The 20,813-nt window shown below is 56.8% G+C and carries 20 protein-coding genes and 1 pseudogene; 4 read left to right on the top strand and 17 right to left on the bottom strand.

Going from position 1 to position 20,813, the window contains the following annotated elements:
• Positions 1-5 precede the first annotated feature (5 nt).
• Together AC5EFR_RS18205 and napF are read right to left on the bottom strand one after the other, a co-directional pair.
• Positions 6-293, bottom strand: a complete 288-nt coding sequence (locus tag AC5EFR_RS18205) for a chaperone NapD (protein WP_493577171.1) — start codon at positions 291-293, stop codon at positions 6-8.
• Positions 287-817, bottom strand: coding sequence for a ferredoxin-type protein NapF (gene napF, locus AC5EFR_RS18200; protein WP_299924312.1), 531 nt, complete (start codon positions 815-817; stop codon positions 287-289). Before napF ends, AC5EFR_RS18205 begins: the two co-directional genes overlap by 7 nt.
• Positions 818-1,299: 482 nt before the next feature.
• Here napF and hpaR point away from each other — a divergent pair, with 482 nt between their 5' ends.
• Both hpaR and AC5EFR_RS18190 read left to right on the top strand, forming a co-directional pair.
• Entirely contained in the window at positions 1,300-1,737 is a 438-nt protein-coding gene (hpaR, locus tag AC5EFR_RS18195) for a homoprotocatechuate degradation operon regulator HpaR (protein ID WP_493577170.1), read from the top strand.
• A 5-nt stretch (positions 1,738-1,742) separates the two neighbouring features.
• Entirely contained in the window at positions 1,743-2,510 is a 768-nt protein-coding gene (locus tag AC5EFR_RS18190) for a DeoR/GlpR family DNA-binding transcription regulator (RefSeq protein ID WP_493577169.1), read from the top strand.
• A gap of 18 nt (positions 2,511-2,528) precedes the next feature.
• On the opposite strand, the gene AC5EFR_RS18185 is transcribed toward AC5EFR_RS18190, so the two are convergent.
• From AC5EFR_RS18185 to AC5EFR_RS18165, 5 genes are all read right to left on the bottom strand, one after another.
• On the bottom strand, positions 2,529-3,965 hold the full coding sequence (locus AC5EFR_RS18185; RefSeq protein WP_493577168.1) for an aldehyde dehydrogenase family protein: 1,437 nt from the start codon (positions 3,963-3,965) through the stop codon (positions 2,529-2,531).
• A 143-nt stretch (positions 3,966-4,108) separates the two neighbouring features.
• The gene (locus AC5EFR_RS18180; RefSeq protein ID WP_493577167.1) at positions 4,109-4,879 is read right to left on the bottom strand and encodes an IclR family transcriptional regulator; all 771 of its coding nucleotides are present in this window, start codon (positions 4,877-4,879) and stop codon (positions 4,109-4,111) included.
• A 14-nt stretch (positions 4,880-4,893) separates the two neighbouring features.
• Positions 4,894-6,249, bottom strand: a complete 1,356-nt coding sequence (locus AC5EFR_RS18175) for a TRAP transporter large permease (protein WP_493577166.1) — start codon at positions 6,247-6,249, stop codon at positions 4,894-4,896.
• Between the two features lies 1 nt (position 6,250).
• The gene (locus AC5EFR_RS18170) at positions 6,251-6,919 is read right to left on the bottom strand and encodes a TRAP transporter small permease (RefSeq protein ID WP_493577165.1); all 669 of its coding nucleotides are present in this window, start codon (positions 6,917-6,919) and stop codon (positions 6,251-6,253) included.
• Positions 6,920-7,017: 98 nt separating this feature from the next.
• Positions 7,018-8,253 carry a TRAP transporter substrate-binding protein gene (locus AC5EFR_RS18165; RefSeq protein ID WP_493577164.1) on the bottom strand — a complete coding sequence of 412 codons (1,236 nt, stop codon included), beginning with the start codon at positions 8,251-8,253 and terminating at the stop codon, positions 7,018-7,020.
• Positions 8,254-8,373: 120 nt separating this feature from the next.
• On the opposite strand from AC5EFR_RS18165, the gene AC5EFR_RS18160 reads away from it, so the two are divergent.
• Positions 8,374-9,984, top strand: a complete 1,611-nt coding sequence (locus AC5EFR_RS18160) for a GMC family oxidoreductase (RefSeq protein ID WP_493577163.1) — start codon at positions 8,374-8,376, stop codon at positions 9,982-9,984.
• A gap of 92 nt (positions 9,985-10,076) precedes the next feature.
• On the opposite strand, the gene AC5EFR_RS18155 is transcribed toward AC5EFR_RS18160, so the two are convergent.
• From AC5EFR_RS18155 to glyA, 9 genes and pseudogenes are all read right to left on the bottom strand, one after another.
• Positions 10,077-10,562 (bottom strand): histidine phosphatase family protein, encoded by a 486-nt coding sequence (locus tag AC5EFR_RS18155; RefSeq protein WP_493577162.1) that lies wholly within the window; start codon positions 10,560-10,562, stop codon positions 10,077-10,079.
• A gap of 773 nt (positions 10,563-11,335) precedes the next feature.
• On the bottom strand, positions 11,336-11,503 hold the full coding sequence (gene hemP, locus AC5EFR_RS18150) for a hemin uptake protein HemP (protein WP_299924344.1): 168 nt from the start codon (positions 11,501-11,503) through the stop codon (positions 11,336-11,338).
• Positions 11,500-11,646 (bottom strand): hypothetical protein, encoded by a 147-nt coding sequence (locus AC5EFR_RS18145; protein ID WP_493577161.1) that lies wholly within the window; start codon positions 11,644-11,646, stop codon positions 11,500-11,502. Before AC5EFR_RS18145 ends, hemP begins: the two co-directional genes overlap by 4 nt.
• A gap of 403 nt (positions 11,647-12,049) precedes the next feature.
• A complete protein-coding gene (locus tag AC5EFR_RS18140; RefSeq protein ID WP_493577160.1) occupies positions 12,050-12,319 on the bottom strand; it encodes a hypothetical protein in 270 nt (89 codons plus the stop codon).
• Positions 12,320-12,544: 225 nt separating this feature from the next.
• On the bottom strand, positions 12,545-14,755 hold the full coding sequence (locus AC5EFR_RS18135) for an NADP-dependent isocitrate dehydrogenase (RefSeq protein ID WP_493577159.1): 2,211 nt from the start codon (positions 14,753-14,755) through the stop codon (positions 12,545-12,547).
• Positions 14,756-14,862: 107 nt separating this feature from the next.
• Positions 14,863-15,412: pseudogene (locus AC5EFR_RS18130) on the bottom strand (RNA 2'-phosphotransferase).
• Between the two features lie 67 nt (positions 15,413-15,479).
• Complete coding sequence (locus tag AC5EFR_RS18125; RefSeq protein ID WP_299937542.1) at positions 15,480-15,686, bottom strand: hypothetical protein; 207 nt, start codon at positions 15,684-15,686, stop codon at positions 15,480-15,482.
• Between the two features lie 189 nt (positions 15,687-15,875).
• The gene (locus AC5EFR_RS18120; protein ID WP_493577158.1) at positions 15,876-16,946 is read right to left on the bottom strand and encodes an agmatine deiminase family protein; all 1,071 of its coding nucleotides are present in this window, start codon (positions 16,944-16,946) and stop codon (positions 15,876-15,878) included.
• A 209-nt stretch (positions 16,947-17,155) separates the two neighbouring features.
• A complete protein-coding gene (gene glyA, locus AC5EFR_RS18115) occupies positions 17,156-18,442 on the bottom strand; it encodes a serine hydroxymethyltransferase (RefSeq protein WP_493577157.1) in 1,287 nt (428 codons plus the stop codon).
• A gap of 179 nt (positions 18,443-18,621) precedes the next feature.
• Between glyA and AC5EFR_RS18110 the strand changes: the two genes are divergently transcribed.
• Positions 18,622-19,383 carry an NAD kinase gene (locus AC5EFR_RS18110; RefSeq protein ID WP_493577156.1) on the top strand — a complete coding sequence of 254 codons (762 nt, stop codon included), beginning with the start codon at positions 18,622-18,624 and terminating at the stop codon, positions 19,381-19,383.
• Positions 19,384-19,951: 568 nt separating this feature from the next.
• On the opposite strand, the gene AC5EFR_RS18105 is transcribed toward AC5EFR_RS18110, so the two are convergent.
• Complete coding sequence (locus tag AC5EFR_RS18105; RefSeq protein ID WP_493577155.1) at positions 19,952-20,761, bottom strand: ABC transporter substrate-binding protein; 810 nt, start codon at positions 20,759-20,761, stop codon at positions 19,952-19,954.
• Positions 20,762-20,813 lie beyond the last annotated feature (52 nt).

The following is a 20,813-nucleotide window of genomic DNA, read 5'->3' as shown; positions in this document are numbered from 1 at the left end:
CCTCCTCAGAGAGCTGGCGCGGCGGCCTGTTGCAGGCCGGGCGTTACATTGGGCGCTTCGTTAAGCGGTTCAAAATGGTGATAAGTCAGCGTGACTGTGAGCACGCCGGGGATCTGGTGCATGTCCATGATCTGGTCCGAAGCGCGCCTGTCGCCCGCATCTTCGACGGTCACGACAATGCGCCCGTTTTCATGGGCGTGGACTTCGCCGCCGTCCGTCGCGTTGATGGCCTCGATGACACTATCGGCCATCCCCGGCATCACGTGGACAAGGCAACCGCAAATATTCAGCATGTCTTTGCCTTTCCTTCTGGGTTGGGGCCCGAATGAGGGCTTGCGTTTTTGGGGGTGTAAAACTTGATCGAGCCAGACGGGCAGGCGGCGGCACAGGCCCCGCATCCGGTACAGGCGTCGGTGTTGAATTGGGCCTCGGAGCGGCCACCGGTTTGAAGCTTGAACCCGATCGCTTGTTGGTCGCATTGGTCTTCGCAGGTGCGGCAGGTCACGCCATTGGCCGACAGGCAACTGTCATCGGCGCGGGCGCGCCAGTCCCAGCTATCGGCGTAATCAATGGCCTTTGGCTCACAGACTTCGGCGCAGACATTGCAAAAGGTGCATTCCGCCACTGTTAGATCGACGGTTGGCAATCCGTCGCTATCAAAGCTGATGATGTTTTGGGGGCACGACGTCGCGCAGTCGCCGCATTTGGTGCAGGCGTCTTCGAAAGCTTCCTCTTCCAAGGCACCGGGCGGACGCATAGCGAGGGGCCGGTTGATCCGTCCCTTTAGAAATGCGCGTCGTTTTGGCTGATGTTGCATTGCGTGCCCCAATCTGGCTTGGGACAAGCTGTACTCTTGTGCAAAATCCGGCGAATTGACTTATGTCATGTTCAAAGATGAATATTGTGTGGCACAAGCGGTTGATAATATTCTGTTTTTTGAATTGAATTTAGGGGTATGAAATTGCTCATAATTTAAGCTGCATGGGGAATGTTTATTTAGGTTGACCTCGGTTTGAAGAAAGTGAGAAAAAAATGTGCCAATATCTCACATCTTCAATTTTGGCCGGTTTTTTCATTACATTACCAATGAATTGATTCGCTGCCGCTTTCATAAGGGAATCAGTCAGGAATTGACCTTTGTTGGGTGCGACCAAGAGGGCGTTTCACCGGGCCTGCCACGCGGCCTCGGGGCCGCTCAACCCCATCGCCGCGCCTGTGGTTTATGGCTCTCTTCCATTAACATCGAAAGCAATTTAGGGTGCGCCCCAAATTGATAGTGGATCGACAACGACAGGCGTCATGACAGGCAAAGCAAAACTTCCCCCAACGTCGCGCTCGCTTCCGATTTCTTTGATCCGGGCGCGGGAAAGCATCATGGCCCCGATCCGCAAGATTTTGGTCGAAGAGGGGATCACCGAACAGCAATGGCGGGTGTTGCGCATAGTGTCCGAAGCCGGGTCAATTGATGCCACCGAAGTGTCGGAACGCGCCAGTTTGCTTTTGCCTAGCCTAACGCGAATTGTGCGGGCAATGACCGAAAAAGGTTTGTTGACGCGGGTGCAGGACAAAGGCGATCGGCGACGCCAGAATTTGGCGATTACCCCGGCAGGGCAAGAGATCATCGACCGAAACCTAGAGCAGGTGACGGGGATTATGGATGGGTTTCGGGATCGTCTTGGCGATGAACGTCATGAGGCCTTGATTGATGCGCTGAACGCGCTTTGTGAATCGGAGTAACGGTGATGTCACAGACCATTCGGCACCCCGAGATTTTGGATATGGCGCGGCGCGAAGGCAAGGTGACGGTGGATGGGCTGGCGGCGCATTTTGGCGTGACGTTGCAAACCATCCGCCGGGATTTGACCGATTTGGCCGAGGCCGGTCAGTTGGAGCGGGTGCATGGCGGCGCGGTTTTGCCGTCGGGGACCACCAATATCGGCTATGAAGAGCGGCGGGTTTTGAACCCCGACGCCAAGGCCGAGATCGCCAAAGCCTGTGCGGCGCAAATCCCGGATAATATTTCGCTTTTCTTGAACATTGGCACGAGCACCGAAGCGGTGGCCCATGCGTTGCAAGGCCATCGGAATTTGATGGTTGTGACCAATAACATGAATGTCGCCAATATCTTGGCCGGTCATTCGGGCTGTGAGATCGTGGTGACAGGGGGCAGTTTACGGCGCACCGATGGCGGGTTGATCGGCAATCTTGCCGCCAACACGATCAAACAGTTCAAGGTTGATTTGGCGGTGATTGGCTGTTCCGCCTTGGATCAAGAGGGCGATTTGTTGGATTTTGATATTCAAGAGGTGGATGTCAGCCAAACCATCCTGCGCCAATCGCGCAAGACGTTTTTGGTGGCGGATGGGTCCAAGTTTACCCGGACGGCCCCGGCGCGGATTGCTTCGCTTGCCGAGATTGATACGTTTTTCACCGATGCGCCGTTGTCCGAGGAGTTGGCGGCGCGCTGTGCGGACTGGGACACAGATGTGGTGGTTGCCCCGTCGGAGTGAGGCATTATTGGGCTTGGCCTAGAATGCCGCTGCGCCGCTGATGGATTTGATGTCCTGAAAGGCGCGGATGCCCCAAATCCCGGCTTCGCGGCCATATCCCGAAAGACCGCGCCCGCCAAAGGGGGCCCCGGCTTCGCGGCTTTGGCCGTTGATCTGGACCATACCAACCCGCAAGGCTTGGGCGACGCGATCGGCGCGTTTGGCATCTGCGGTCTGAATGTACCCCGCAAGTCCGTAGGGCGTGGCATTGGCCAGAGCGATGGCCTCTTCTTCGCTATCAAACGGGGTCATGGTTAGGACCGGGCCAAAAATCTCATCTTGGAACAGGGACATGTCAGGGCGGACATCGGCAAAGACCGTCGGGCGGCTATAGAAACCGCGGGGCAGGTGATTGGGACGACCCGGACCTCCGGCAACAAGGCGCGCGCCTTGATCCACGCCGGTTTCGATAAAGGATTGCACCTTGGCAAATTGCGCCGCGCTGACCTGTGGGCCGATATGGGCGCCGGAAAGGTGCGGGCGGTTGACCTCGGTTTGCGTCGCGATCTGCGCGGCCAAGGTGAGGGCGTCATTATAGATGTCGCGCGCCACCAGCATCCGGGTGGCGGCGTTGCAGGATTGCCCGGCATTGCGAAAACAATGGGCGAGGCCTTGGGTGATGGCGGTGGGTAGATCGCAGTCGGCGAACAACAGGTTGGCGGATTTGCCGCCAAGTTCCAAAGTGGTGCGGGTCATGCTTTGTGCGGCTTCGGCGGCAATGAAACGCCCGGTTGCGGTCGATCCGGTAAAGGACACCACATCCACATCGGGGTTCGAAATGAGGGCCGCACCGATGTCACCCGCGCCGGTGATCATGTTGAACACACCGGGTGGTAGATCGGCGGCGATGATGGCCTCGGTCAGGATGATGGCAGTGCGGCTAGAAAGTTCAGAGGGTTTGAGCACCATCGTGCAGCCCGCCGCAATGGCCCCGCCAAGTTTCAGCGCCACCTGATTGAGAGGCCAGTTCCAAGGCGTGATCAGCGCGGCCACTCCAAGGGGTTCGTGGCGGATGCGATGATCGGGGGCGGTGGTCAAAGGCGCGTCATTTGTGAGCGTTTCGAGCGCGGCAAGCGTGGCGCGCAGATGCGCCAACCCGGCCGCGACTTGACCGGTGTGGGCAAAATCAATCGGGGCACCAATCTCGGCGCTGATACAGGTCGCCAAGGCCTCGGCGCGGGCTTCGATTTCGGTGATGATCCGGGCCAAGGCGGCGCTGCGCATGGCCGTATCAGAGCGGCCCCACCCGGCGTCAAAAGCGGCGCGCGCGCTGGCTACGGCGGCCGCGCAGTCCGAAGGGGACGCACAGATCAGCCTTGCGTCTTGGGCTTCGGTATCGGGGTTGATCACGGCGCGGGTTTCACCGTTGGCCTTTTGCCAAGTGCCGTCGATGTAAACCTGATCAAAGAGTGCCATTTGGCCCCCCCATATTGAAATCCCACCGCACAAAGGCGGCAACCGGCCCATTAATGGAGGCGCTTAGGCGAAGATCAAGCGTATTTCAGCCGTGGCAAGGTAATGTGATCAAATTTGGACCTAGAGACCAGATCACCAAAGGATTATTCTTCGGACACCAAGCTAGACAGCTCTGACGCGGCCTCTTGTAAGGCGGGCAGAAACGCCAGCGCATGATCAACATCAAAGCGTTGGGTCGGCGCGTGAAAGGACAATGTTGCCATCAAGCGGCCATGCACGTCCGGGATCGGAACCGCCAGTGCGATCATGTCATCCATGAATTCTTCGCGATCCAACGCATAGGCGTTTTTGCGCACCTGAGCGATTTCGGCCACCAGTTCATCGGGGTCGGTGATGGTGTTGGCGGTGCGTTTCTCAAGGTCTGTCGAGCTTAGGTAGCGTTGCAAATGCGCGCGCGCCAAAGAGGAGAGATACATCTTGCCAGAGGCGGTGCAATAGAAGGGCACACGCGTCCCGATGGGAAGCTGAATGCGCAGCGGCCATTCGGTTTCGACCCGTTCCAGATAGGTCATCGCGTGGCGATCGGCCAAGGCGATGTTGCAGGTTTCCCCGACCTTCTGGCTTAGCTTGCGCAGGATGGATTGCCGGGCGGTGCGAATGCGCAGCGACGACAGGATGCCCCCGGCAACAACCCGAAGCCGGGGACCGGGCGAATAGGTGCGCCCGTCCATGTCTTTTTGCAAAAAACCCTCTTCTTCGAGGGTGGCAAACAGCCGGTGAATGGTGGGCTTGGGCAAGCCGATTTGGTCATTCACCGATGTTGGCGTGACGGGAACACCGGCCCTCGCGACCTCTTCAATAACAAGCAACAGCCTGAGATTTGTTGGGATCGTATCGGGCTTGTCCCCGTCCATGTGCAGCTCCGTCGTTAGGTCGGTAGCAGGGCCGTTGAGAGGGCTGGAACCAGCGCCACAATGAGCCATACCGCGATCAGCGAGAATAGATATGGCACGGTATAGCGCAGGAGGCGGAAGTAGGGAACGCCTGTTACGCCTGACGCGACATAGAGGTTCAAACCATAGGGAGGTGTGATGAACCCAATCGACGCGCCAACCAAGAAGATCACCGAGAATTGCACCGGTTCGACACCGACAGAATGGGCAATCGGGGCCAAGATCGGGGCAAGGATGATCGTTACCGGCAGGCTTTCGAGCACCATGCCCGCGACAAAGACGATGGCCATCGAGGTAAAGAGAACTGCGTAGTAACCGCCCATTGAGGTGACGAAATCACCGATGATTTGTTGCGCCCCAAGCACCGAGAGGATTTGTTGCATAACAACCGATACGGCGATCAGCGGGGCAAGAATGCCGGTGATCTGGGCCGAACGCATGGTGATCGACGGCAATTCGAGCGGGCCAAACCCTTGGACGACAAGCATTTCTGCGACGCTCTTTTCGCTAACAGGGCGAGATTCGTCGCGGCCAAGGATTTTGTGGATCGGCAGGCTTAGGAAGCCAACAATGACACAGAACCCAACGGTGACACCGGCGGCCTCGGTCGGAGAGAATTTACCAGTATAGATGCCCCAAAGCACAAGGCCGATGGCAAAGAAGCCGAGCCAAGCCCCAACGGCGGTTTTGAACACGCGCATGGGATCAAGAGCGATGAGGTGGCCCCAGCCGTGACGGTAGCAGATCACAAAGCAGGCCAACATCATCCCGCCCACCATCATTGCTCCGGGAATGATTCCGGCAACGAACAAATCCGAAATCGGGAGATTGAGGAGGAACCCGTAGACAATGAAGATGATGGATGGCGGAATGATGATACCCACCGTGCCGCCTGCGGCGGCGGTGGCGGCCGAAAAGCGTTCGTCATAGCCGCCTTTGACCATTTCGGGGTGCAACATTGAGCCGATGGTGGCGGTGGTGGCCGAGTTCGATCCAGAGATCGCCGCGAATAACCCGCAGGCGCCGAGGCTTGCCATGGCCAAACCACCCCGGATCCAACCGAGGCAGGAGTAGGCGAAATCAGACAGGCGGCGGGCAATGCCCGAGCGGTTGATCAGGTCACCGGTCAGGATAAACAGCGGCATCGCCAACAGGGCAAACCCATCGGTAAAGACGTCGCCAAGCGCCGCGCCGATATTGTCGAGCGGCAGTTGCAGCAAGAAGGACATGCCGACAACCCAATAGCCAATGACCAGAAAAACGGGCACGCCAAGCATGAAGAGGATGGTTACGCCCACAGAGAGCAAAGTGATGATGGTTCCGTCGGTCACGTCAGTCCCCTCCGATTACGGCTTGTTTGATCAGGATGTCGCCTGAGCGATAGTTGGCGAGGTCGGTGAGATAGTTTTCCAAGACCCGCGCCACGAGCATTGTGAAGGAAATCGGCACCGCGAGAAGGAACCACCACTGCATGATGTTGTCGGTGCCCAGCATGATTTGAAAATTGGCGGCCGAGTTGGCGACAACGCGGCTTGAGGTGACAACAACGATCCAGCTAAAGCCGATCCAAAGCACCGCATCGAGGGTCAGGCAGGCGATTTGACCGATACGCGGCATGGCCGTGCGAAATTCGGCAAAGGCCAAATGGGTGCGCAGTTTGACATTATAAGAGCAGCCAAACCACGTCATGATTAGGAATAGGAATGGTGGTAGCGTTGTGGACCATGGGGCCTGAAGACCCAAGGCAAACCGGCGGAACACTTCGACAAAGATGATGCCGCCAATCGTGAGGTAGGATACCACCATCACGCTGGATTCCAAGTTGCGCTCGATCCAGGGGCTAACCCGATAAAGAACAAGGATAAATGTCGCGGCGCAGAGCATGCCAATCAGCCCAAGTGGCCAAATGGCTGGGGCTCCCATTGCCTCGCTCAACATCCATGAATCGCCCTCGGCGAGGGCTGCAAAAATCTCTCTTGCGCCCTGAAACCAACCGGTCATAACCTCTCCTCCTTAGGTGTGCCGTAAATGTAAAAAAACCGCTGTCTCGCGCAGCGGTGCGAGATGGGCCAAACGGCCCATCCCTTAGTGTAGCCGAATTAGGCCGACCGCCACCAACGACGAGGTTCGACGTTTTCTGGCAGGGTGTCTTTGGGAATCTGACGCGCAACGTCATAGATTTCCTTGTAGGTGTCGTGACCACCTGACCATTTGTTGAGACGGTCCCGCCACTGGGCCCATGGCTCTGGGTTGAACTCGGGTGAACACATTTCCTCGGCCATTTTGATCTGATCATCAGCCAAGAACGCAGGACGCACGCCGTCTTTGACAAAGATGGTGTCCGGCAGCTGTGGGTCCGAGAAGCCAACAGTTTTGACCAGAGCCGCTTCGTTGGCGGCCTGAACATGGACCTGCGCCAGATAGGCGGATTCCATGATCGCGTCTTGAAGATGACCGTCCATAGCGTCAAAGACTTTGGCCGACATGGATGTGTGCTCGGTCCCGCAGAAGAATTTCAGGTCAACGGACTGAGACACGACCGGCGACATGTTGGCATAAGCCACAGCCGAGGCCCAAGTTTCCGCCCCATCAATCAGGCCCTGTTTCAGACCATCAAGGGTTTCTTCCCAAGCAACCGGAACCGGGTTCAGGTTCAAAAGCTGCATCGCGATGCGGCCCAACTGGGTGCCAGTGACACGGTTTTTGGTGCCAAACAGCTCTTCAAGCTTGGTCACGGTGGGTTTGTCGGCAAAGGACGATCCCATCTGAAGCCCGCGCAATTCGCAGTGGCTAAACAGGAATTTCAGCCCATGACGCTTTTCAAGCGGCTCGCGCAAAAGCTTTTGCGACTCGGGGCTATAGAGGAAATGATACTGGGCGGCGCGGCTTGGGAACATATAGGCATAGTCGAGCACGTTCAGATAGGGCGCGCCACCGGCGGAGTTCTGGGTCGACGCGGCGTACATGTCGACAACCCCCAGCTGGGTCTTTTCAACACAGCTCAGCTGACCACAAATTTGGTTGTCGCCGATGAACTCGACACGAATCTCGCCTTCGGTGCGTTCCTCCAGATCGCGGGCAAATTCCAGAACGCCAGCGCGTTCGATCAACAGGTTGCGGGCGTTAAAGCCGGACGCTCCCAGTTTCAGCGTGTGCTTGGGCTCTTTGGCAAAGCGTTTTGTGTAGGTGCTTTCGGCAGCCTGCGCGACCGAGCCAAGGGTCGCCGCGCCGGTCAGAGCGCCAGCGCCCAAAACAACCGACGAAATCCCAAACTGACCCGTCAGCTTGAAAAGGTCGCGGCGCGAAATGCCACTGAGGGCTTTCGATGCTTTCATAGTGTTTCCTCCCATTCGTGCAATTTTGATACTTGCAGTCTCAATAATGGGGTGACTATGGTGGTTTGAGCAAGGGAAAAGTTCAAATTGCCGCACATTACCGGCCGGGAGGGGAGTTAAATGTCAGAAATTGATGCAGATTTTATCGTCGTGGGGGCAGGCTCGGCAGGCTGTGTTCTGGCGAATCGTCTGTCGGCTGACCCGAAAAATAAGGTTGTTTTGCTGGAAGCGGGGGGGCGGGATTGGAACCCATGGATCCATATTCCGGTCGGCTATTTCAAAACCATCCACAATCCATCGGTGGATTGGTGCTATAAAACCGAACCCGATCCGGGGCTGAATGGGCGGTCGATCGAATGGCCGCGCGGCAAGGTTTTGGGCGGCTCGTCTTCGTTGAACGGGTTGCTTTATGTGCGTGGTCAGGCGCAGGATTATGACCGCTGGCAACAGATGGGCAACAAAGGTTGGGGCTGGGACCAAGTTTTGCCGCTGTTCAAACGGGCGGAAAACAACGAACGCGGCGCCGATGAGTTTCATGGTGATGACGGACCTTTGTCCGTGTCCAACATGCGAATCCAACGCCCGATCACCGACGCCTGGGTCGCGGCGGCGCAGGCGGCAGGCCATAAGTTTAACCCCGACTACAACGGGGCAACTCAAGAAGGCGTCGGTTTCTTTCAGCTCACGGCCAAAAATGGCCGTCGGTGTAGCTCGGCTGTGGCCTACCTCAACCCGGCGCGCGGGCGCGACAACCTGCGCATCATCACCCATGCGCTGGCCGAAAAGATCGAGCTGGACGGGACGCGCGCGACCGGTGTGACCTATCGCGACAGGGCCGGTCAGTTGCATAGGGTGCGGGCGCGCAAGGATATTGTCCTGGCCGGAGGGGCGATAAATTCACCTCAGCTTTTGATGTTGTCGGGCATTGGTGAGGCCGAACAGTTGGTCCAAAACGGTATCACGGTGCACAAGGATTTGCCCGGTGTTGGCAAAAACATGCAAGATCATCTTCAGGCGCGGCTGGTCTACAAATGCAACGAACCCACGTTGAACGACGAGGTGCGCAGCCTGTTTGGGCAGGCCAAGATTGCACTGAAATACGCGATGTTCCGCGCAGGCCCAATGACGATGGCGGCCTCGCTGGCCACTGGTTTTTTGAAAACCCGGCCTGATCTAGAGACGCCGGATATTCAGTTCCATGTGCAACCGCTTTCGGCCGAAAACCCCGGCAAAGGGGCCGATCCGTTTTCGGCCTTTACCATGTCGGTTTGTCAGTTGCGCCCTGAATCCAAAGGGGAAATTCGTATCGTGTCGTCGGATGCGCGTACCTATCCCAAGATCATTCCCAACTACCTGTCGACCGAAACCGATTGTCGGACGGTGGTGGAGGGGGTTAAGATTGCCCGTAACATCGCCCGGCACGCGCCGTTGACCTCAAAGATTTCCGAGGAGTTTCGGCCCAATGCGTCGCTGCCTATGGACGACCATGAGGCGACCTTGGATTGGGCCCGCAACAACACCGCATCAATCTACCACCCGACCGGAACCTGCAAAATGGGCAGTGATCGGATGGCTGTTGTCGACGAACGCTTGCGTGTTCATGGCATTCAAGGCCTACGGGTCGCAGATTGTTCGATCATGCCCGAAATCGTTTCGGGCAACACCAACGCCCCGGCGATCATGATTGGTGAGAAAGCCTCGGACCTCATGTTGGAAGACGCCTCTGCCTAACTAAAACAAACCTCTGATCCGCCTTGTGATGGGCGGATTGGCGGCGTTGGATTTTGTCTTTTTATCCTAGACTTTGGATACTCATCCACGTTTCACGCGCCAAAACGTCGGCGTTCAATCGTGACCGCGCCGCCAGCATCCGAGCGAATAATATGCAAATCACCATATTCCAATGGGGCCGGATCGCTTAGGCGCAGGTCCTCCCAGATGGTGTTGATATTGCCCTTATTGCCAATCCAAATTACCGATTTGCCCGCGCCTTGCGTGACCAGCCCGGCGGTTGGGGTCTCTTGCGGAATTCGTTGAGCGGGCAGGCCGCGCGCTTTGGCCAAAGGGGCGGCGGTGTCGAGGTTGCGTTTTATGCCGGGTGAATAAATGGCGTCCAGCTCCATACCGTCCAGCGCTTTGACCAAGGACTTGGAGCGTAGTTTTCCGGCGGCGCTGAGATTTTCGCCGTCCCGATCTGAATGGCGCACTACGATCAATGTGGAATTCGGGGCCAAAGCCAAGGTGCCGGAGCGCGCAGCACAGGCGGTTAAAAACGCGGTGCCGGAAAAAACAAAGCTACGTCGTAACATCGTAAACCTCCCTTTCATGAAAGAGAGCCTAGCGTCGTTAGAGACCGCAAGCAATTGCCGCGCGGTCGCAGGTGAGTGCAGCGAAACTGACCAAAAAATCTGGTGATAGGGAAAAGTCGGATAAAAAGGGTCTGGTGCTGATAAGGGTGCGGCCAGCCTCGCTGCGCACCCACTGTATTTGTTTGGAAAAATCAGTCCTATCCCCCAAACGGGTGGTGCTGTGCAAAAAGAGTCCCAATACCAGAAGGGCATGAGCTTTCAAAAGCTATTGGTTTCTGGCTCAGCTCCAAGTCAGCGCGCGTTTGGGCAGGTTCAAAACGGGGGCAAGCTTATCGAAGCGAGCCTTTGGCGTACCATTCGGCCGACAGGAGGTGGCGGTACACCGCAGGTTCGACAGCCTGATGGTCCAGCCGAAGCTGACCCAATCTCTCCCCCAAAAAAGGGGGCTGGCGGTTAGGGTTTGAACGCCTTGATTTTTCAACGTCACCCAAAGAGCACCGGGAACTGCGCGAGATTTGCTTAGACCGGACAAATATTGGGGCGAGCCTTTGAGAGCCAGCGCACAAAAGACGTTTTCGCTCTTAATACATGGCAGAACCCGGCCTCAATCTGCCCCAAATCTAAGCGTCTGCGACAACTGTTTTTCATCTTGCCCGGTAAACTCCGGGGTGAATGGGCCCTTTGGGCCAAGAGGGGCAGGCCCGTCACCACCTGTCAACGGGCACATCCACCTGCTCGATGGGTTATGCCAAATTGGCCCGAAATTATGTGATTTACTTGGTCAGGATAAGCTTGCCAGCGCGGGTGATGCGCAGGGTATAGACCTGTTCGCCAAGTTGAATATTGGCCAAGCTGCCGCCGTCGGTCAGCTCGGTCGCGTCATGAATCGGCAGACGTTGAACAGGGTGGTTTGCAAGGTCATGGGCAATGTTCAGGGTCATGTGTCAGCACCTCCGGCGTGCTCGATCAGGTCCAGAAAAGATTCGAGATTGCGAAAACGGGGAAGTCCAAGGCTGAAGCTGAAAGACACCTCTTGGGAAGGTTTTATCGTTTTACCAGCAGTCTGCGCGACGGTTTTCAACATCGGCTATCTCCGTTTTCGCAAGGAATTGGCTGACCCCTTGGGCTGGCTGGTCTGCTTAATATGACTGTTAGACTCGGGTAAGTCAATCCTGATTAAAACAATTGGTTATTGTTCTGATTGGAAAACTGCCCAACCAAAACCTCCTTTGATCAAATCGGCGACCTGAAGGGTTTTGCCGGCGACGGGGCCTTTTAGGGACGTGCCTTTGGGCCGAAGATCGCCCATTTCTGTGAGTCGTTCTTTTGCAAAATGTCCCAGACCGGAATAGCGGCGACAACGTCAAAGACATGTTGGACCAAGTCGAAAAAAGCGCAGTTGTAATACCGCGCCGGTTCGGTGGTCGTGTCATAACTTGGAGCCAAGAATGTTATTCTCAGGTCGGCAGAGCGGACTTAGTGACCGTTTAACTTAGTGTCTTGTGAACCGCACCCCTGAGTTGTCTCAACCCCGAATATGGATGGCCATTTTCGTAGAGGGTGCGAGTAAAATAATTCATGATGACTACCCAAGCATGATCAACTTCTCTGGCGTCAGTTTCGGTCCTGTCTTCCTTGTGGCGTAGCCGAAAGAGTGAGGCATGAGCTTGTAAAAAATCGAGGTTTTCTTTCGCCCTATCCAAAATTTCGAAAACGGTTTCATCCGAGAGACGTTCGTGTGCAGCTTTCTTGGTCACGGTTGATGCCTACTCCGAACTAAGTCTACTCAGATTGGAAACTGAAGAAAGAGCTAAGGTGTGAAAGATCTGAATGCGTGTATAGTTTCAAACTGCGGAACTGTACACATTGGGCTCAATCCGGACCTTAGAGGGGAGAGCGTGGGCTTGTACGAGGTGCCTTAAAAATGAAAAAGACCCGCCACAGCTTTGTGTGGCGGGTCCATTTGTTTGATTCCGCGTGGTTTAGCCGAAGATCGCGTTTAGTGTTGCGCTTGGGCGCATCACCTTGGCTTTCAGCTCAACCGACGGGCGGTAGTAGCCACCGATGTCGGCCGCTGGGCCTTGAACGGCGGCCAGTTCGGCCAAGATCGCCTCTTCGCCGCTCGCCAATGCTTTGGCGATGGGGGCGAAATGGGCTGCCAGATCGGCGTCGTCGGATTGCGCGGCCAGGGCGTCGGCCCAGTAGCGGGCAAACCAATAGTGGCTGTCGCGGTTGTCAGGCTGACCCACTTTGCGCGATGGCGAGCGGTTGTCATCCAGAATACCTTGGGTCGCGGCTTCGGCGGCCACACCCAGAACACCGGCTTTGGCATTGCCACGGCTGTCGGCGAGGAAGTTCAGCGATTCACCAAGGGCACAGAATTCGCCCATGCTGTCCCAACGCAGGTGGTTTTCTTCGACCAACTGTTGAACGTGCTTGGGCGCAGAGCCGCCCGCGCCGGTTTCGAACAAGCCGCCACCGTTCATCAGTTTCACAATCGACAGCATTTTCGCCGATGTGCCCAGTTCGAGAATTGGGAACAGGTCGGTGAGATAGTCACGCAGCACGTTACCGGTGATGGCGATGCTGTCGTTGCCGGCTGTGATGGTTTTGAGCGACTGAGCCGTGGCTTCGCGTGGGGCCATGGTCTGGAATTTATCCGCAACACCAGCGGCGTCCAGCGCAGGCTGAACATATTTGATCAGCTCGGCGTCATGGGCGCGGTTGGCATCGAGCCAGAAGATCGCTTCGGAACCGGTCAGACGCTGACGGTCCATGGCAAGGCTGATCCAGTTTTCGATCGGGGCCTTTTTCACGGTGCAAGAGCGCCAGATGTCACCCGCTTCGACGTCATGGCTATGCAGCGTGTCGCCATTGGCCAGAACAATGCGGATGGTGCCGTCGGCTGGGGCTTCGAATGTGGTCGGGTGCGAGCCATATTCTTCGGCTTTTTGGGCCATCAAACCAACGTTGGCGACCGAGCCAGCGGTGGTCACGTCAAGCGCGCCATTGGCTTTGAAGAAGTTGATCGATTCGTCATAGACGGTGGCATAGCAGCGATCCGGGATGACACAGTTGGTGTCGCCTTTGGCACCTGCTGCGTCCCAACCTTTGCCGCCTGCGCGGATCACGGCGGGCATCGAGGCGTCAATGATCACGTCGGATGGCACGTGCAGGTTGGTGATGCCTTTGTCGCTATCGACCATATACATGCCGGGACGGTCCGCGGTCACGGCGTCGATGGCGGCCATGATGTCGGCGTTGTCTTTGACGCGATCCAGAAGGTCACCCATGCCGGAGTTCGGGTTCACACCCAGCGCGTCGAGTTCAGCGCCGAATTTTTCGAACACAGGGGCGAGCCATGCTTTGACAGCGTGGCCAAAGATGATCGGGTCGGAAACCTTCATCATCGTGGCTTTCATGTGCAAGGAGAACATGGTGCCGTCGGCTTTGGTGTCTTCGATTGCGCCAGCAAGGAAGGTGCCAAGCGCCTTTGCGGACATGAATGTCGCATCAGCAATGGTGCCGGTTTCCAGCGGCCAGCCGTCTTTCAACACGGTGACGGCGCCGTCTTTACCGACAAATTCGATTTTCGCGTCACCGGCTTGGGCTTCGGTGATGGTGGCGGATTTCTCGTTTGCGTAGAAATCATTGCCGGGCATCGACGACACTTTGGTTTTCGAGGTGCTTTCCCATTTGCCCATCGAATGTGGGTTGTTCTGGGCGTAGTTTTTCACGGCCTTGGCCGAGCGGCGGTCCGAGTTGCCTTCACGCAGAACCGGGTTCACGGCGGAGCCTTTGATGGCATCATAACGCGCGCGTACGGCTTTTTCTTCGTCGGTGCTTGGCTCTTCTGGATAGTCAGGAAGCTTGTAGCCTTGGGCCTGAAGTTCTTCGACGGCGGCAACCAGCTGAGGCACCGAAGCGGAGATGTTTGGCAGCTTGATGACGTTGGCTTCGGCGGTTTTCACCAGTTTGCCAAGTTCGGCCAGATCATCGGACTGACGCTGTTCTTCGGTCAGGTTCTCGGGGAAGGCCGAAATGATTCGAGCGGCAAGCGAGATGTCCTTGGTGCCAACAGACACGCCAGCGGCGCTGGCAAAGCTTTGAATGATGGGCAGGAACGACGCCGAGGCCAGCTCGGGCGCTTCGTCTACGATGGTGTAAATGATATCAGGAGTGGTCTTCGACATAGGTAACTGCCTTTCGTTTGCTGCGCTCTCCTTAGGGCATCAGCGCGCGAAGGTCTACAGTATACCAGCGTATACCGTGGTGCATTTCGTCGCGTCGAAAGGTGTAATCAGCTTGGCATCAGAAACGACGCGGGAACGTGATCAGTTAGCCAGACGCCGTTTTGTGATCTGTAAAACAGATGGCCCGCCTCATGCATCGCCTTGGCGTTGATGCGCAACACAATTGGGGCGCCCTCGGCGCGCACCGACACTTTGCGCCGTGGCCGTATCAGGGGACAAATGAACATGATGGCGTGCCTGCGGTGTCAGCCCGTGTTCCAGAATGGCACTGAGAAATTTTTGAACGGTTCCATGAAAGAGAACATCGGGCGGACAGGCGGCCAACAACCCCAAGTCGACATCAATGGAATGCCCTTGATTGGCGCGGATGCGACGCCCATCTGAGGACAAGGCAAATCGTTGTTTGTCGGATGTCTGGACAACAGTTTCCAGTTCGGAGCGGGTGATCTGATGCCCGGCCTTGTCGAGCAAGTCATCAACATCAGCCCAGCCGCCGCGATCAAGCGTTAATCCGATGCTGCCGGGATCGTGGCGCAAGACAAATGACAACAGCTTACTCAGGGATGTCTTGTTTAGCTTTTGCGTCACGTTGCACATCCTTCACATCACAAATCGCACTCTTTCCTCGCGGAGTTTCGCAAACACCAAAGGTCTGTACAAGCGGTCAGAGCCAATAACTCTTGGATGTGTTGGCGATGTCTTGCGGGGTGAACTGCGATGGTGTTTCGACTGGCTCGCTGTGAAAGGTCGCGTTCCAAAGTTTGAGAAGCGGACCTTGGTACGGATCGGCGGGATTTGCCGCCTGAGCCAGAAACCCAAGGCCAATGGCGAAAGCGGTGGCAAGGACGGGGGCGTTGATGGGGCTGCGCATGACTATCTCCTGTTCGTCTTTTGAGAGGTTACACGCAGGTGCTGACAGGTTCCGTCGGTATTGCGGGACGTTTTTTCAAGAGGAGGCGAAAAAACGTCTTGGGGTGATGGCGCAAGGGCCGCCACATGGTTGGTTTTATTGGCAAAGCGGGCATCACTTCTTTATTGGGCACATGGCGTGAAAACCAGATTATACAGCTGGCATCTGCTGCGTTGCGCAATGAATGCCACCGCCCATCTCTCCCAATGGATCAATGTTCAGCGTCACAATTTCACGGTTTGGGTAGTGATGTTTCAAGGCCTCGACGGCGATACGGTCCGTTTCATGGTCGCCAAATTGTGCGGCAATAACCCCCCCGTTGCAGACATAATAGTTGGCATATGATGCCACGAAATCTAACCGATCTATGCGGCGGTGGGTTGGCTCGGGAATGACGTCGACATCTAGCCCTTCAGCCACCAGTCGATCGTGGGTGTCCAAGGCCGCAACATGGAAGGGGTCATCCATATCCGGCGCATCTGGTAGATTGATAAGGATGCGATTGGAGCCCGTAAATCGTGCAAGACTGTCGATGTGGTAGTCGGTGATGTCCTGCCCCCAAACTCCATCAGACCAGATCACGCGATTGGCACCGTATGCGCTTAACAACCGTGTTTCTACCTCGGCACGTGACAAGCCCGGATTGCGATTTTCATTCACCCAGCTGCTCTCATGCGCAATCAAAAGGCCGTGGCCGTCCTGTTCGACACCCCCTGCTTCGCCGCGTAGACCTGTTGGAAAAAGCTGCAATCCCAATCGGTCCGCCACGCGAGATGCGATTTGACGATCACGACGGTTCACCTGTTTTTCACCCCAGCCATTGAATTGGATGTGGCTTACGGCCAGTTCGCCTTGGGAGTTTGTGACAAAGAGTGGACCAGCATCGCGGCACCAGAGGTCTTCGGTCGGAATATCCCAAAGCTCGACACTATTGGATAATTTTGCTCTTGCGCCAGAATGATCGCGTTGGTCTGCCAACATCGTGACCGGTTCAAACGCCGAAATTGTATTGGCGATATCTGCAATGGTTTGCTGTGCCAAGTCTAGAAATGCCGGATCCGGATGCACCGTGGTATTGACCGGCCATTGCATGAACGTGCGCTGGTGAGGTGCCTCTTCGGGGGGAACGTAAAAACCAGAATTGTTATTTGCCATGACCTGTCCAGATGCCCCCATCAAACCAAAGGCTCCTCCGCACAGCACTACATCGCGCCTTTGCATTCCCGCCATCCTTTAGCAATTTCCAACGCCTAGCCAGCAGCCTACAGCAAATTGAAGAACAGGAAAGGCAGACGGTCGCCGCGATATAGAGGGTGCCACAATCGACGCAGAGTTGAGTTTGACGGCACTCCGGTTTTGACTTGCAGGTGCTCACAAAAAAAAGGGCGCGGTGATGGCCGCGCCCTTTTAACTTCAATAGGTTGGTGTGATCACAGATCGGGATACAGCGGGAATTTGGCGCAGAGGGCGGCGACTTCGCCACGGACTTTTTCTTCGACCGCGCCGTTGTTATCCGCGCCGTTGGCGGCGATGCCATCGACGATTTCGATGATCCAATCGGCGATCTGGCGGAACTCGGCCTCACCAAAGCCACGGGTGGTACCAGCCGGGGAGCCAAGGCGGATGCCCGAGGTCACAGTTGGCTTTTCAGGGTCAAACGGCACACCGTTTTTGTTGCAGGTGATATGCGCGCGGCCCAGGGCCTTGTCGACGATATTGCCGGTCACGCCTTTGGGGCGCAGATCAACCAGAACAACATGGGTGTCGGTGCCGTGTGTGACCGTATCCAGACCGCCTTTGATCAGCTGATCAGACAGCGCTTGGGCATTGGCGATGACCTGCTTGGCATAGTCTTTGAACTCGGGGCGCAGCGCCTCACCAAAGGCAACGGCCTTGGCGGCGATGACGTGCATCAAGGGGCCGCCTTGGATGCCGGGGAAGATCGCCGAGTTGATTTTCTTGGCGATGGCCTCGTCATTGGTGAGGATCATGCCGCCGCGCGGACCGCGCAGGGTTTTATGTGTGGTTGTGGTCGCCACATGCGCGTGCGGGAAGGGCGAGGGGTGCTCACCGGCCGCAACCAGACCGGCAAAGTGCGCCATGTCAACGTGCAGGTAGGCGCCAACCATATCGGCGATCTCACGCATACGTTTGAAATCAATCTGACGCGGGATGGCGGACCCACCGGCGATGATCATCTTGGGCTGATGCTCTTTGGCGAGCGCTTCGACTTGGTCATAGTCGAGCATGTTGTCTTCTTTGCGCACACCGTATTGAACGGCGTTGAACCACTTGCCCGACTGGTTGGGGCGTGCGCCGTGGGTCAGGTGACCACCGGCATCAAGCGACATGCCAAGGATGGTGTCGCCGGGCTGGATCAGCGCCTGAAACACACCTTGGTTGGCTTGCGAACCGGAGTTCGGCTGCACATTGGCAAAGTCGCAGTTGAACAGCTCTTTGGCGCGATCAATGGCGAGGTTTTCGGCCACGTCAACAAATTGGCAGCCACCGTAGTAGCGACGGCCTGGATAGCCTTCGGCGTATTTGTTGGTGAGAACCGAGCCTTGCGCTTCCATTACGGCGCGGGACACGATGTTTTCAGAAGCGATCAATTCGATCTCGTCGCGCTGGCGACCAAGCTCGTTGGTGATCGAGCCGAAAAGCTCGGGGTCCCGCTCGGACAGAGGCTGGGAAAAGAAATCGCGCGATGCAGTCATTGGGCTGCTCCTTCAAGGGTCCAGTGTGATCGGATTCGAATTTGGGCTGTTTCCTATCGGAAACGACACATAAGGCAAAGGGAGTAAAGCGACAAAGCGCAATAATCTTGCGGCATCTCTGGCTAGTTCGGTGAACTTGTGATTGTTTCGGAGACAAAAGCCACAGACAGGAAACTCCGATGTCTCTCAAAATTGCGTTTTGCGCCTCGCGCGCGCCAATCGCGCAGGCGGCATTGGCCGGGTTGACGCGGCGCTATGGCGATCATGCCGAGCAGGGCGCCGATGTGATTGTGGCGCTGGGCGGGGACGGATTCATGTTGCAAACACTGCACCGTACCGAAGGCAATCCGGCCCCGGTTTATGGGATGAACCGCGGCACGGTTGGGTTTTTGATGAATGAATATTCCGAGCACGCGCTTGAGGAGCGGCTGAAAGCGGCAGAGGAAACCGTGATAAACCCGCTGGTCATGCGCGCGACCTGTCGCGATGGGGTGGAACACCGGGCGCTGGCGATCAACGAGGTCTCGATCCTGCGCGCCGGGCCTCAGGCGGCGCGGTTGCGCATTAGCGTAGACGGTCAGGTTCGGATGTCCGAACTTGTCTGTGACGGGGCCCTGGTTGCAACGCCTGCGGGATCGACCGCGTATAATTATTCCGCCCACGGTCCTATTTTGCCGATCGGATCGGATGTTTTGGCCCTGACCGCCGTCGCCCCTTTTCGCCCAAGGCGGTGGCGCGGCGCGTTGCTTCCTAAATCCGCCGAAGTGTCGATGGAGGTTTTGGACCCGGACAAACGTCCGGTGATGGCCGAAGCGGATGGGGATAGCGTCCGGGATGTCTTGCAGGTTCATATCAAATCGGAACCGGGGATTGAACATCAGGTGCTGTTTGATCCGGGGCACGGGTTGGAAGAACGGCTGATCCGGGAGCAGTTTGTTTAAAGGGCTTGGTTCGAAAAATTGGCGGCGCTTGAGCCGCACCAACGGGGCATAGGCGTCATGGGTTTCTTGCAATCTGAACCGCGTGGGTCTCTTTAAACCCTTCGCGACGCCGGCAAAATAGGCTGGCGCGGCGAATGGGTCGCTTTGGGTGAATTTTGCTGATCCACCTGCTTGGTGGTCCTTGTGTCGCGCACCTCTTCACTGGCGGCCTCGGTCTGGAGCGTCTTTCGGGATGTCCGAAGGTGCCATTGTGATAAGGCGCAATACCAATCCGGCGTATAGGAGCGCCTCGGTCCCGGCAAAAGTCCCAGAGGTCGGCACCGGCAAACGTCGTTATTTCACTGCGTTAGGCGGCGATTTGGCGGACGTCGCAGTGGCCGTTTGGGAGCCAGAAATCCCTGCGACGTGCCGTTGCGCTCACCTTTGCGCCCAAGAACTGAGATAGGAGCACGGCAAGCGTTGTAGTGACGACGGGTATGGCAACCGCCGACCGTGCCATCACCCAAGACGCACATCCAAAACCCGACCGGTGCGCCCGGTCGGTGTTCCGTTGGTTAGGGGGGCACCCTTACTTGATCAGTGGCACGCCGGTGGTGGCCTGCATCCATTCCGCCTCAATCTCAGCGAGCTTGCCGCTCTCGCTAAGTGAGGTGATCGCGGCGTCTACGCATTCTTTGAGCGCCGAGCCTTCGGCCATCAACATGCCGAACTGATCGGGGTTTTCGCTGCGATCCGCCGGGAATTGGCCGAGCAAGGCGCCGTCATTCAGAACCACTGCTGACAGGTAAAGCGCGGTCGGCAGGTCAAACAGGGCGGCGTCGATCTGACCGGCCTGCATCGCGGCGGTGACATCGGCGTTGTCATCATACAAAAGCGGATCTTTTTCCGGGGCGATTAAATCCTGAAGCATCGGGACCGCCGTGGTGTTGGCATCCGCCCCCCAAACCAGCGATTTGAGCGAGGCAACATCAGCAGACGCCCCGCCATCGACAACCGATTTGGTGGTCAAAACAGCCATCGCCGAAGTGTAGTAAGGTGCGGAAAAGTCGACCATTTCCTCACGCTCGGGCGTGATTGAAAACTGTTGCATGTTGATATCGAAGTCTTTGGCACCGGGCTGGATCGCCTGATCAAAGCTTGTGCGGATCCATGTGACGGCATCGGCGCCAAAACCCATTTCGGCGGCAACGGCATAGGCGACCGCAGCTTCAAAGCCCTGACCGCTTTCGGGGGCATCATCCATGACCCACGGATAATAGGCCGGATTGCCAGTGGCGATGGTCAAGGTGCCCTCGGTCAGCGTTTTGCCGGTGGCGCAGCTGTCGGCATAGGCGGTGGTGGCCAGCATCATGGCGGCGGCGGTTGTCCAGAATTTCATGATCATCCCTCACTGATTTGTGCCAGCAGTTGACCGGTCTGCTGCGGCAATG

This window comes from Pelagimonas sp. (genome assembly GCF_058892305.1).
Note: the sequence above shows the minus strand (reverse complement) of the source record. Positions and strands in the feature narration are given on the sequence as shown.